We start from the raw sequence: 10,364 nt of genomic DNA, 5'->3' as shown, positions 1-10,364 counted from the left end.
CAGAACCCCGTCCATCGGGGTGCTCACAAGGTAACGGGCCATCGCGGTCGCCACCAGCGGCAGCTCGACCACGGTGATCCGCACCCCGGCCTGCTCCGCCTCGGGCCGGATCGCCCGCAGCCAGGCGTCCATCCCCGCCTTCGAGGCGCCGTAGGCTGCCCAGCCCGGGGTCGGGATCCGGGCGGAGGCGCTGGTGGCCACGAGGAGCCGTCCCCCGCCGGCGCGGCTCATCGGCGCGAGCAGGGCGAGCAGCAGCGCGGTCGGGCCGAGCATGTTCGTACCCGTGAGACGCACGAGGTCGTGCGGGCGCCCGATCGTGTCGGCGAGGGAGCGGCGCAGCGAGCGGCCAGCGAGGGAGACGACGGCGGAGGGTGCCCCGTGCAGCGCGAGCACCTCCGCGGCGAGCTCCGCGACCGCCTCCTGGTCCCGCAGATCGCAGGGGTGGACCGTGGCGGTGCCGCCCGCCGCGCGCACCCGCTCGGCCAGCGCCTCGAGCCTGCCCCGATCCCGGGCGGTGAGCGCGAGGTCCTCGCCGCGCGCGGCCAGCTCCAGGCACAGCGCGGTGCCGACGCCGCCGCTCGCCCCGGTCACCAAGATCATCGTCGACCTGCCGTGCCGCTCACCAGGAGCCGCGGTGGTAGGCGCCGGGGTAGAGCGCGGGATCGCGCGCCCCCAGCTCGTGCGCGGCGCGCTGGGGCCAGCCCGGCTCGCGCAGGGCCGCCCGGCCCACGGCCACGAAGTCGGCGTCCCCGCGCTCGAGCACCTCCTGGGCTCCGTGCGGATCGGTGATCAGGCCGACGGCCGCGATCGGCATCGAGACGGCATCGCGCAGCGTCCGGGCGAAGCCGACCTGGTACTCGGGCCCCACCGCGATGTCCGCGATGACGGCACCGCCGGTGGAGACGTGCAGGGCGTCGACGCCGACCTCCTCGAGCTCGCGGGCGAGCTCGACGGACTGGGTGATGTCCCAGCCCCCGTCGATCCAGTCGGTCGCGCTGATGCGCACGATCAGCGGGCGGTCGGCCGGCCAGGCCTCGCGCACCGCCGCGGCGATCTCCCGGGCCAGGCGGCGCCGTCCCGGCCCGTCGCCCCCGTACTCGTCGGTGCGCGTGTTCACCAGCGGCGAGAGGAACTCGTGGACGAGATAGCCGTGGGCGAAGTGCAGCTCGACCGCGTCGAAGCCCGCCTCCTCGGCCCGACCGGTCGCGGCGACGAAGTCGGCGACCACCCCGGCGATCTCCTCCTTTCCCAGCGCATCGGGCGCATCCAGCCCCGGGAAGGGCTCCGGGGTGGGGCCGACGGTGCGCCAGCCCGCGGCGAACTCCGGCACCGTGCCGCGCCGCGCGCGGTAGCGGGGCAGGGCCGGCCAGGTGGAGGCCTTGCGGCCGGCATGGGCGAGCTGCACGGCGATGCGGGCGCCCTGGCCCTGGCAGAAGGAGGTGATCCGCCGCCACGCGTCGGTCTGCTCGCGGTTCCACAGCCCTGTGTCCTGGGGGCTGATGCGTCCCTCGGGGGAGATCGCCGTCGCCTCCGTGACGATCATCCCGAAGCCGCCCGCGGCCCGCGCGCCGAGGTGCACCAGGTGCCAGTCGGTGGGCACCCCGTCCCGGTCCTCGACCATGTACTGGCACATCGGGGCGAGCCAGATGCGGTTGCGCATCTCGAGGCGGCGCAGCTGCGCCGGGGCGAGCAGGGCGGGGGTGACGGCGGGGTCGGGGGCCATGGTCCCCCACGGTAGTCGGCCCGGCCGGGAGGGCGTCGGTCCGCCCATGACCGTCGTGAGCGTGACGTGCATCTCCTGCGATACGGTGTTCACGTCCATCCGCCCCGGTCCTCCCGGGGCCCGTGAAGCAGGAGTGTTCATGACTGACGAGGCCGACACCGGGATCGAGAACCTCTCCCAGGAGACCCGCACCTTCTCCCCGCCCACCGAGTTCGTGCAGGACGCGGTCGCCCGCCCCTCGCTCTACGAGGAGGCCGAGCGGGACCGCCTCGCGTTCTGGCGCTCGCGCGCGAGCCTGCTGAGCTGGGAGACGCCCTTCACCGAGACGCTGGACTGGTCGAACCCGCCCTTCGCGCGCTGGTTCGCCGACGGCACCCTCAACGTCGCCTACAACTGCGTGGACCGCCACGTCGAGTCCGGCCACGGCGCCCAGGTCGCGCTGCTGGCCGAGTACGAGGACGGCTCCGACGCCGCGTTCACCTATGCGGACGTCAAGGACGAGATCTCCCGCATGGCGAACGTGCTCGTGGACCTCGGCGTGAGGACCGGCGACCGCGTCGCGATCTACCTGCCGATGATCCCCGAGGCCGTCTTCGCGATGCTCGCCTGCGCCCGCCTCGGCGCGCCCCACTCGGTCGTCTTCGGCGGCTTCAGCGCCGACGCCCTGCGCTCTCGGATCGAGGACGCCGAGGCGCGCGTGGTGATCACCGCCGACGGGCAGAACCGTCGCGGCAAGCAGCTCCCGCTCAAGCCCGCCGTCGACGAGGCGCTCGCTGGCGGTGCGGACTCCGTGGAGAAGGTCCTCGTGGTGCGCCGCACCGGCGGGGACGTGGAGTGGACCGAGGGCCGTGACGTGTGGTGGCACGAGGCGAGGGAGACCGCCTCGACCGAGCACGCGCCGGTGCCGGTGGAGGCCGAGCACCCGCTGTTCATCCTCTACACCTCCGGCACCACCGGGAAGCCCAAGGGCATCGTCCACACCACCGGCGGGTATCTCACCCAGGCCGCGTACACCCACCGCAACGTCTTCGACCTCAAGCCGAGGTCCGACGTGTACTGGTGCACCGCCGACGTCGGCTGGATCACCGGGCACACCTACGTCGTCTACGGCCCGATGGCCAACCGTGCCACCCAGGTGATCTACGAGGGCACTCCGGACACCCCGCACCAGGGCCGCTGGTGGGAGATCGTCGAGAAGCACGGGGTCACCCTGTTCTACTCCTCGCCCACCGCGATCCGCACCGCCATGAAGTGGGGTGAGGACATCCCCGCGAAGCACGACCTCTCCTCCCTGCGCCTGCTCGGCAGCGTCGGCGAGGCGATCAATCCCGAGGCGTGGATTTGGTACCGCCGCGTGATCGGCGGGGACCGCTGCCCGATCGTGGACACCTGGTGGCAGACCGAGACCGGCGGCATCATGATCTCGCCGCTGCCCGGCATCACCGCCACCAAACCCGGCTCCGCGCAGGTGCCGCTGCCGGGGATCGGCGCGGACGTCGTGGACGAGAGCGGGACGTCGGTCGCGAACGGCGAGGGCGGCTATCTCGTGCTCGACAAGCCCTGGCCCGGCATGCTCCGCGGCATCTGGGGCGACCCGGAGCGCTTCAAGGAGACCTACTGGTCCCGCTTCGAGGGCCTCTACTTCGCCGGCGACGGCGCCAAGCGCGACGAGGACGGCGACATCTGGCTGCTGGGCCGCGTGGACGACGTCATGAACGTCTCCGGCCACCGCCTCTCGACCATGGAGATCGAGTCCGCGCTGGTCGGCCACGACTGGGTCGCCGAGGCCGCGGTCGTCGGCGCGAACGACGAGACCACGGGGCAGGCGCCCGTCGCCTTCGTGATCCTGCGCGGCGGCAGCGCGGAGGAGATCGCGGCCGCCGGCGGCGAGGAGAAGGTCCCCGAGCTGCTGCGGGCCCATGTGGGCAAGGAGATCGGCCCGATCGCGAAGCCGAAGCGGGTGCTGGTGGTCACCGAGCTGCCCAAGACCCGCTCGGGCAAGATCATGCGCCGCCTGCTGCGCGACGTCGCCGAGAACCGCCAGGTGGGGGACACCCAGACCCTCGCCGACGCCTCCGTGATGGACCTGATCCAGCAGGGGATGTCCGGGAAGCCCTGAGGGACGCCGGGCCCGGGGACGTTCAGCGCGTGAGCGTGACGTCCCCGGCCTCGGTGTCGGCGGTCAGCGTGCCCGCGGACTCCGCCTCGGAGCCGCGGAGCGCGGGGTCCACGGTGACCTCGCCCAGCGAGCTGCGCGTCTCGACCTGCCACGTCGAGGTGCCCCCGACCGCGATCCGCACGTCGCCGAGCTCGGTCACCGCCCCGACCGCTCCGCTCGCCTCCGCGGGGAGCTGCAGGGAGATGTCCCCGAGGGTCGAGGAGAGGTCCACGGCCGTAGGGCCGGGGGCGGCGAGGTCGGCCTCGATCCCCCCGACCTCGGTCGAGACGGTGACGTCCTCCGCGATGCTCGTGGTGCCCAGGTGCACGTCGCCCACGTCGGAGCGCACCGCGAGGGAGCCGAAGTCGCCCTCGGCGACCACGTCCCCCACATCGGTGCGGAGGTCGAGGTCCAGCTCGTGCCCGACCGGGACCAGCACGAGCACGTCACGCGTGTCGTCGAGGCCGGGCCAGGTGGAGTAGCTCTCGGGCTGGCTCACGGCGATGGCCGCAGCGGAGCCCGTGCCGCCCCGCTCGAGACGGGCGCGGACCTGCTCCCCGGCCGGCGACGGGACCGTGGTGCCCGGGGTGACGAGCGAGAGCGTCACCTCGTCGACCTCCTCGGAGGGCAGCACCCGCACATCTCCGAGGGTGCTGGTCAGCTGCAGCGAGAAGGGGGTCCCGAGACCCGCGGTCGCAGGGACATCCTGGTAGGCGCGACCGTTCCACCAGGTGAAGGCCGTCGACGCGGCCAGGAACAGGATCACCACCAGCATCACGGCGCCGCCGGCGAGGACCACGCCCCGCCGCCAGGGGAGGTCGCGCTCGCGGGAGGGCGTGAGCCGGCGCGGCGGGTCGTACCGACGCTCCGGGGGGAGGCCGCGCCCTGCCCCCGAGGCGCCGTCGCCCACCACGGCGGTGTCCACCTCCCGCAGCGCGACGCCGTCCGACGCGGCATCGCCGCGCGCGGCGGGCCCGCGGTCCACGGTGCTCACGTCCGGTCCTCCGACTCCAGATAGCGCAGCACCGCCATGACCCGTCGGTTCTCGCCGTCCACGGGCGGCAGGTCCAGCTTCGTGAGCAGGGAGGAGATGTGCTTCTCGACGCTTCCGGCGGAGACGAACAGCGCATCGGCGATCGCCTGGTTCGAACGCCCCTGCGCCATCAGGGAGAGCACCTCGCGCTCCCGCGGGGTGAGCGCCTCGAGGGTGCGGCGCCGGCGGGAGCGGACGAAGATCTGCTGGACCACCTCAGGATCCAGCCAGGTCCCGCCCTCGCCGACGTCAGTGACCACGCCGAGGAACTCCTCGACATCCGCGACCCGGTCCTTGAGCACGTAGCCCAGGCCGTGCGAGGAGTCGGCGATGAGTTCGGAGGCGTAGCGCTCTTCGACGTACTGGGAGAGCACCAACAGCGCCACCTCGGGATCCTGCTGCCGGATCAGCACCGCGGCCCGCACGCCCTCGTCGGTGAACGTCGGCGGCATCCGCACGTCGATCACCGCGAGGTCGGGCCGGTGGTGGGAGACGGCGGCGAGCAGGGCCGCCGCATCGCCCACCGCGGCGACCACCTCGTGGCCGGCGTCGGTCAGGAGCCTCTCGAGCCCGGCGCGCAGCAGCACGGCGTCGTCGGCGATCACGATCCTCATCGGGGGACCTCCAGGGTCTGGTCTCGGGGCCCGGTCCCGTCGGCCGGGCGCGGGAGGGGGACGGCGGTCAGGTCGGCGCACAGGGCCGGTCGCAGGGGAGCGGCGCCGGAGGCCGGCGCGCCGGTGGGCAGGACGGCCTCGAGCACGGTGCCGCCGCCGACGGGGCTGCTGATCCCGAGCACGCCGCCGGTCGCGCGGACCCGGTCGGTGAGCCCGGCGAGGCCGGTGGAGAGCCCGTCGCGGCGCACCCGCGCGCCGCCGCGCCCGTCGTCCTCGATCCGCACCCGCAGCGCGTGCGGGTCCTGGCGCACGCTCACGGAGACCTGCTCGGCCTCCGCGTGCTTGGCGATGTTGGTCAGCGCCTCGGCGACCACGAAGTAGGCCACGCCCTCCCGCTCCCGGTCCAGCCCGGCGTGCGCCGGCCCCAGCAGGGAGACGTCGAGGTCGACGGGGATGCGGGAGCGGGCGGCGAGGGCGGAGAGCGCCGCATCCAGGCCCCGGTCGGTGAGCACCGCCGGGTGGATCCCGCGGGCGAGCTGGCGCAGGTCGGTCATCACGGCCTTCGCCTCCGCATGCGCCTCGCCGACGAGCCGCTCGGCCCGGTCCGGGTCGGTGCGGATCGCGGTGCGGGCGAGGCCCAGGGTCATGGCGAGGTTCACCAGGCGCGGCTGCACCCCGTCGTGGAGATCCCGCTCGATGCGCAGCCGCTCCTGGGCGGCGGCGTCGACCGCGCCCTGACGCCGTTCTGCGAGGTCCGCCACCTGCTCGCGCAGCTCCTCCTCGGAGCCGGAGATCAGTCCGCGGGCGAGACCGCGGTCGGCGAGCGCCCCGAGGGCGAGCAGCACCGCGCAGAGCGCCAGGGCCGCGGTGCCGAGCACGGCGAGGGCCCAGCGGGACAGCTCCAGGCTCGCGATCCGGACGGGGCCGTGCAGCAGCGCGAGCTCCCAGCCTGACCAGCCCAGCCACAGCATCGCGAGGGAGACGAGCAGGAACGCCCCAGCCACGATCATCGCGAGGTGGTGGTGGAGGACCCCGCGCCAGAACCCGCCGGTGCCGAGCTCGAACCAGCGGTCCTGGAGCCAGCCGGCCGCACCGCGACGCAGCGAGCGGCGCCGAGCGGGGATGTTCACCCCGATGCCGTGCACCGCGACCGCGCGGCGCCGCTCGATCCGCACCGCGACCTGCATCAGCAGCAGCCACGGGACCAGCAGCAGCAGCCCGCTGCCCAGCGCGGGCAGGGCGCTCAGCCCCGCCACGAGCATGACGATGCTCGCCACGCACCAGGTGAGGCTCAGCACCCCGCCGACGACCACCGAGGCCAGCGCGGCAGGGGAGATCCGGGACCGGGCGGGCGCCCCGGTCCTCTCGCTCGTCTCGTCCATGGCTCGACCCTAGAGGGGCCCTCGCGACCGGTCCCACCGGGTCCGCCCGTCGGCATGCGCGGGCGATATCCCCCGCGTAGTCGGCGCCGGGTGAGCCATCCCGCACCGACCGCACCCGCGGACCCGCCGCCGCGGCCGCCGCCGATGCGGTTCAATGGAGGCCATGAGCAGTGACGCCACCTCCTCCGACAGCTCCCTCGACCCCCACAACGACGCGGCCGCCGCCCAGGCCGACGACGGCTCGACCGGCCAGATGGTCGAGAACGTGGAGTCGACCGCCGCCGAGATCGACGCCGACGGCGCCTCCCGCGGCACCCTCCGCGACGTCGCGAACTCGCTGGGGATCTCCAGCGCGGTCGCGCTGCGCGCCCTGCGCGGCGCCGACGAGATCAAGCCCCGGATGGTGGAGCGCGTGCGCGAGGCCGCCGAGCGCCTCAACTTCCCGCTCGAGGAGCTCAGCGAGGAGACGGAGCACCGCGGCGTCGTCGCCGTGCTCGTGAACACCATGCGCAACACCTGGATCTCCGACCTCGTCCGCTCGATCCGCATCGAGCTCGCCGCCACCGGCCGCACCGCCGTCGTCGTGCCCACCCGTCGGCGTCTGCCGGAGTACCCGGTCGCCGTGGACACCGACGCGATCGAGAACCTCGTCCACCTCGGCGTGGACGGCTTCCTGATGGTCTCCGACCTCGCCGACATGGACGAGGTCCTCGAGGCCACCGGCAACCGCCCCCTGGTCGGGATCGGCTGCTCGAAGGAGCTCGTCGGCCGGATCGACACGGTCCGCATCGACGACGAGGTCGGGCAGGGCCTCCTGGTCGACCACCTGGTGAGCCTCGGCCACCGCGAGATCGCTCACGTCGGCGGGGTCGGCGCGGCCGTCGCGCGCGAGCGCGCCGACGCCTTCCGCGCCGCGATGGCGCGCCACGGCCTGGCGGACTCCGCCCGGGTCGAGCCGGGCGACTTCACCGAGCAGGTCGGCCAGACCGCCGGGTCGATGCTGCTGCGCGGGAGCCAGGTCCCCACCGCGGTCACCTGCGCCAACGACGTCACCGCCGTCGGCGTGCTCTCCGCGGCCCGCGAGGCCGGCTATGACGTGCCGGAGGCCTTCGCGGTCGCCGGCTACGGCAACACCTCGCTCGCCTCCTCCGGCGTCGCGGAGCTGACCAGCGTGGACCCGAACTCGGAGCGGCTCGGCGCCCTGGCGGCCCAGATGCTGGTGGACCGTGTCTCCGGCCACGAGGGACCCTTCCGGGACGTCGCGGTCGCCCCCTCCCTGGTGGCACGCCGCACCACCGCCGCCGGCCCCCGCCCCGAGACCACCCGCCGCAAGCGGATCTCCGTGGACTGAGCCCTCGGCCCGCTCCCTCGATCCGGCACGATCCGACACAGAAACGCCCGCACCCTGCGATAGGCTCCGATCATGATCAACACCACGAACGACCCGAGCACGCCGCCCACCCAGCGGTCCATCGGCGAGCTCGTCCAGTCCATCCGCGATGAGCTCCTGGGCGTCGTCCATCACGAGATCGACATCGCCAAGAAGGAGATCACCGCCCTCGGCATCAAGATCGGCATCATCGCCGCAATGGCCGCCGTGCTGCTGTTCCTCCTCCTGTCAGCCTGGGTCATGCTGCTGTTCGCGGCCGCGACCGGCCTGCAGGCGCTCGGGCTGCCGGCCTGGGGCTCGTTCCTCATCGTCGCCGGGGTGTTCATCCTCCTCGGTGCGATCGCCGGGCTCGTCGCCTTCCTGGTCTCCAAGAAGCTGAAGGCCCCCGAGACCACGATCGAGACCGCCCAGTCCGCGGTCCAGGCCGTCCAGGGCAAGCGCCGCAGCAACGCCGTCTCCTACGACGACACCTTCGAGGAGCTCTACGGCAAGCAGGTCAGCGCCCGCACCGAGTGACCGCCCGGGGACCGATCGGCCAGGCCGCGCGCCGGTCGAACCGGCTGAGCGGAGACGGCCCCACCAGGCAGTACCCTGGAGACGTGACTCTCCACCTGCACGACACCGCCACCCGCACCACTGCACCGTTCACCCCGGTGCGCGAGGGGGCGGTGTCGCTGTACGTCTGCGGTCCCACCACGCAGGGCGCGCCCCACCTCGGGCACCTGCGCACCTTCCTCTCCTTCGACGTGCTGGTGCGCTGGCTCGAGCGCAGCGGCTACGAGGTCGCGCACGTCCGCAACGTCACCGACATCGACGACAAGATCCTCGTGAAGTCCGCCGAGGCGGGCGCCGAGTGGTTCGCCTGGTCGCTGCGCTTCGAGCGCGAGTTCCAGGACGTGCTGGACCGGATCGGGAACCGCCGCCCCACCTACGAGCCGCGCGCCACCGGGCACGTGCCCGAGATGATCGAGCTCATGCAGCGCCTGATCGAGCGCGGCCACGCCTACGCCGACGGCGCCGGCTCGGTCTACTTCGACGTCGCCTCCCTGCCCGCCTACGGCGCGCTGACCCGCCAGTCCCTCGAGGACATGCAGGACGCGGGCGAGGAGATGGAGCCCGGCAAGCGCGACCGCCGCGACTTCGCCCTGTGGAAGGCGGCGAAGGCGACCGAGCCGGAGACCGCCTCCTGGAACACGCCCTTCGGCCGCGGCCGCCCGGGCTGGCACCTCGAGTGCTCCGCCATGAGCCGCAAGTACCTCGGCGAGACCTTCGACATCCACGCCGGTGGGCTCGACCTGCGCTTCCCGCACCACGAGAACGAGCAGGCGCAGTCCCACGCCGCCGGCTACGGCTTCGCCCAACGCTGGATGCACTCCGGCATGGTCACGGTCGACGGGCTGAAGATGGGCAAGAGCCTGGACAACTTCGTCACCGCCGCCGATGCGCTCGGCGAGCACCCCGCCGCGGCGGTGCGCCTCGCCCTCGTCGGCGGCCACTACCGCGCGACGATCGAGTACAACACCACCGCGATGCGGGAGGCGGAGACGGTGTGGGAGCGGTTCTCCGCGACCGCGCGCCGCGCCGCCGAGCAGCTCGAGGGGGCCCCGATCGCCGCGGCCGACGCCGAGCTGCGCGCCGTGGAGCTGCCCGAGGAGTTCGTCGCGGCGATGGACGACGACCTCTCCGTCCCCGAGGCGCTCGCGGTGATCCACCGCGAGCAGGCGGCGCTGAACACGCTCCTGGCCGCGCGGGGCGGGACGGACGGCGCCCAGGTCGCCGAGGGCCTCGGCCGTCTGCGGGCCATGCTCGACGTGCTGGGGCTGGACCCGCTGGGGGAGCAGTGGGGCGGGGAGGCAGGCGCCTCCGGGGCGGAGCACGCGGCGCTCGACGCGCTGATCTCCGCGCAGCTCGCCGCCCGCGAGGCGGCGCGCGCCGAGAAGGACTGGGCCCGGGCCGACGCGCTGCGTGATGCGCTGACCGCCGCCGGGATCCGCATCGAGGACGGCCAGGGCGGCGCCCGCTGGACCCTCGAGACCCGAGACTGAGCAGGACTGAGGAGACGAT

At 73.7% G+C, this 10,364-nt stretch carries 9 protein-coding genes; 4 read left to right on the top strand and 5 right to left on the bottom strand.

Going from position 1 to position 10,364, the window contains the following annotated elements:
* Both Y09_RS09965 and Y09_RS09960 read right to left on the bottom strand, forming a co-directional pair.
* The coding region (locus Y09_RS09965; protein WP_053917573.1) for an SDR family oxidoreductase at nt 1–600 on the bottom strand (600 nt) is incomplete at its 3' end.
* 19 nt (nt 601–619) lie between these two features.
* Nucleotides 620–1,723, bottom strand: coding sequence for an NADH:flavin oxidoreductase/NADH oxidase (locus Y09_RS09960; protein ID WP_053917572.1), 1,104 nt, complete (start codon nt 1,721–1,723; stop codon nt 620–622).
* Nucleotides 1,724–1,862: 139 nt separating this feature from the next.
* On the opposite strand from Y09_RS09960, the gene acs reads away from it, so the two are divergent.
* Nucleotides 1,863–3,842 carry an acetate--CoA ligase gene (gene acs / locus Y09_RS09955; RefSeq protein WP_053917565.1) on the top strand — a complete coding sequence of 660 codons (1,980 nt, stop codon included), beginning with the start codon at nt 1,863–1,865 and terminating at the stop codon, nt 3,840–3,842.
* A 22-nt stretch (nt 3,843–3,864) separates the two neighbouring features.
* On the opposite strand, the gene Y09_RS09950 is transcribed toward acs, so the two are convergent.
* Genes Y09_RS09950 through Y09_RS09940 form a run of 3 tightly spaced genes read right to left on the bottom strand, consistent with a single transcriptional unit; the run spans nt 3,865 to nt 6,910 of the window.
* The gene (locus tag Y09_RS09950) at nt 3,865–4,875 is read right to left on the bottom strand and encodes a DUF4097 family beta strand repeat-containing protein (RefSeq protein ID WP_053917564.1); all 1,011 of its coding nucleotides are present in this window, start codon (nt 4,873–4,875) and stop codon (nt 3,865–3,867) included.
* Complete coding sequence (locus Y09_RS09945; RefSeq protein WP_053917563.1) at nt 4,872–5,528, bottom strand: response regulator transcription factor; 657 nt, start codon at nt 5,526–5,528, stop codon at nt 4,872–4,874. The genes Y09_RS09950 and Y09_RS09945 overlap by 4 nt, the downstream gene beginning before the upstream one ends.
* Complete coding sequence (locus tag Y09_RS09940) at nt 5,525–6,910, bottom strand: sensor histidine kinase (RefSeq protein ID WP_053917562.1); 1,386 nt, start codon at nt 6,908–6,910, stop codon at nt 5,525–5,527. Before Y09_RS09940 ends, Y09_RS09945 begins: the two co-directional genes overlap by 4 nt.
* A gap of 163 nt (nt 6,911–7,073) precedes the next feature.
* On the opposite strand from Y09_RS09940, the gene Y09_RS09935 reads away from it, so the two are divergent.
* The 3 genes from Y09_RS09935 to cysS all read left to right on the top strand — a co-directional run bounded on the left by Y09_RS09935 (nt 7,074) and on the right by cysS (nt 10,345).
* Nucleotides 7,074–8,261, top strand: a complete 1,188-nt coding sequence (locus Y09_RS09935) for a LacI family DNA-binding transcriptional regulator (protein WP_053917561.1) — start codon at nt 7,074–7,076, stop codon at nt 8,259–8,261.
* Nucleotides 8,262–8,333: 72 nt separating this feature from the next.
* Nucleotides 8,334–8,816 carry a phage holin family protein gene (locus tag Y09_RS09930; protein ID WP_010551027.1) on the top strand — a complete coding sequence of 161 codons (483 nt, stop codon included), beginning with the start codon at nt 8,334–8,336 and terminating at the stop codon, nt 8,814–8,816.
* An 83-nt stretch (nt 8,817–8,899) separates the two neighbouring features.
* Nucleotides 8,900–10,345 carry a cysteine--tRNA ligase gene (cysS, locus tag Y09_RS09925; protein WP_053917571.1) on the top strand — a complete coding sequence of 482 codons (1,446 nt, stop codon included), beginning with the start codon at nt 8,900–8,902 and terminating at the stop codon, nt 10,343–10,345.
* Nucleotides 10,346–10,364: the final 19 nt, after the last annotated feature.

The organism is Brachybacterium sp. SW0106-09, assembly GCF_001293905.1.
Classification (GTDB): domain Bacteria; phylum Actinomycetota; class Actinomycetes; order Actinomycetales; family Dermabacteraceae; genus Brachybacterium; species Brachybacterium conglomeratum.
This window is presented reverse-complemented; position numbering and strand designations above follow the sequence as displayed.

What these genes read in the sequence shown, in the direction of transcription:
- Y09_RS09945 (WP_053917563.1), bottom strand. Translation starts at nt 5,528, where the DNA reads ATGAGGATCGTGATCGCCGACGACGCCGTGCTGCTGCGCGCCGGGCTC.
- acs (WP_053917565.1), top strand. Translation starts at nt 1,863, where the DNA reads ATGACTGACGAGGCCGACACCGGGATCGAGAACCTCTCCCAGGAGACC.
- Y09_RS09940 (WP_053917562.1), bottom strand. Translation starts at nt 6,910, where the DNA reads ATGGACGAGACGAGCGAGAGGACCGGGGCGCCCGCCCGGTCCCGGATC.
- Y09_RS09960 (WP_053917572.1), bottom strand. Translation starts at nt 1,723, where the DNA reads ATGGCCCCCGACCCCGCCGTCACCCCCGCCCTGCTCGCCCCGGCGCAG.
- Y09_RS09930 (WP_010551027.1), top strand. Translation starts at nt 8,334, where the DNA reads ATGATCAACACCACGAACGACCCGAGCACGCCGCCCACCCAGCGGTCC.
- Y09_RS09935 (WP_053917561.1), top strand. Translation starts at nt 7,074, where the DNA reads ATGAGCAGTGACGCCACCTCCTCCGACAGCTCCCTCGACCCCCACAAC.